This is a genomic window from Mesorhizobium sp. M2A.F.Ca.ET.039.01.1.1 (assembly GCF_003998035.1).
Classification (GTDB): Bacteria; Pseudomonadota; Alphaproteobacteria; order Rhizobiales; family Rhizobiaceae; genus Mesorhizobium.
Map to the genome: position 1 here is coordinate 1 of NZ_RZRY01001042.1, position 1,711 is coordinate 1,711.

The 1,711-nt window shown below is 66.7% G+C and carries 2 protein-coding genes; both read left to right on the forward strand.

Annotated elements, in window-relative coordinates:
• A partial coding sequence (lpxI, locus tag EOA24_RS37045) for a UDP-2,3-diacylglucosamine diphosphatase LpxI (protein WP_127410768.1) occupies positions 1–546 on the forward strand: 546 nt, incomplete at its 5' end.
• The coding region (gene lpxB / locus EOA24_RS37050; RefSeq protein ID WP_127410769.1) for a lipid-A-disaccharide synthase at positions 546–1,711 on the forward strand (1,166 nt) is incomplete at its 3' end. The genes lpxI and lpxB, both read left to right, overlap by 1 nt.

Here is a 1,711-nt window from a genome sequence, read left to right on the forward strand (position 1 = left end):
GACGATGGCCTGCTGAAGATGTTGACCCAGACCCTCGAAACGCGTGGCGTCAAGGTCGTTGGCGCGCACGAGGTCGTTCCGGAACTGACGGCGGGCGAGGGCACATTGACAGCGGCCGGACCAAACCAGTCCGACTGGCGCGACATCGAGGCCGCTCGCAAGGCGGCCAAGGCCATCGGCGCGCTCGATATCGGCCAGGCGGCGATTGCGATCGGAGGTCGCGCCGTGGCGCTGGAAGGCATTGAGGGCACAGCCGGTCTGCTCGACAGAATGCGGGATTTGCGCGGTCATGGAAGGCTGGCCGGCAAGGCGCGCGGCGTGCTGGTCAAATGCGCCAAGCCGGGTCAGGAATTGCGGGCCGACTTGCCCACCATTGGCCCGCAGACGGTTGAGGCCGCTCATGCGGCAGGCCTTGCCGGCATAGCCGTCGAGGCCGGCCGTTCGCTCATCCTTGAAGGCCCGACCACGCTTGCTCGCGCGAACGCCTTTGGCCTTTTCATCATCGGCCTGCCCGCGACGGAGCTTGCCAAACGGGGAGCCGGCTGATGGCCGCTGACAAGCCGATCAAGCTCGCGATCGTCGCCGGCGAGGAATCCGGCGATCTGCTCGGCGCCGACATCGTGCGGGCGCTCGAGCGTACGGCCGGCCGCAAGGTTCAGCTTGTCGGCATCGGCGGCCGGCATCTGCAGCAGCTGGGGCTGACGCCGTTGTTTGACGGCAGCGAGATCGCGCTGATGGGTTTCAGCGCGGTGTTGCGCGACCTGCCGCGGCTGATGCGCCGCATCAGCCAGACGGCGGCGACGATCGCGGCAGAGCGGCCCGACTGCCTCGTCACCATCGACAGTCCGGATTTTTCGCTGCGCGTGGCGAAGAAGGTCCGCGCAACGGCGCCGGCCATCCCGATCGTCCACTATGTCTGCCCGAGCGTATGGGCCTGGCGGCCGGGCAGGGCGGTGGCGATGAAGCCCTATGTCGACCATATCCTGTGCATCCTGCCGTTCGAGGTGAAGGCGCTTGCCCGTCTCGGCGGACCACCGGGCACTTATGTCGGTCACCGGCTGACGCGGGATCCGGGCGTGCTTAGCGCCGCCAAGGCGCAGAGCCAGCCGCGCGACCTCTCCGACGACCGTGTCAAGACGGTGCTGGTGCTGCCCGGCTCGCGCCGCGGCGAGGTCCGCCGGCTGATGGAACCGTTCGGCAAGGCGATGTCGGCGCTGCGCCAACGCGGCCATCGCCTGCGCCTGCTGTTGCCGACGGTGCCGCATGTCACCGAGCTGGTGAAGGCCTCGGTCGCCAGTTGGGACGACAAGCCGGAAATCATCATCGAGCCGGAGCGCAAATGGCAGGCCTTCGGCAAGGCCGATGCGGCATTGATCGCGTCTGGAACGGTGTCGCTCGAGTTGGCGCTTGCAGGCGTTCCGATGGTTTCCTGCTATAAGCTGGACCCGATTGCGCGCCAGTTGCTGCAGCATATGGTGACGACCTGGTCGGCCCTGCTGCCCAACCTGATTTCCGACCGCACGCTGATTCCGGAATTCTACGACCAGTATGTACGGCCGGAAAACCTTGCCCGGCAACTTGAGGCCCTGTTTGCCGACACCGGCATGCGCGCCTGGCAAAAGGCGGGCTTTGCCGAAATTGCCCGCCGCATGGCGACTGAACGGCCCTCCGGCGATATCGCCGCGGAAGTTGCGATGGGGTGTATCAAGAG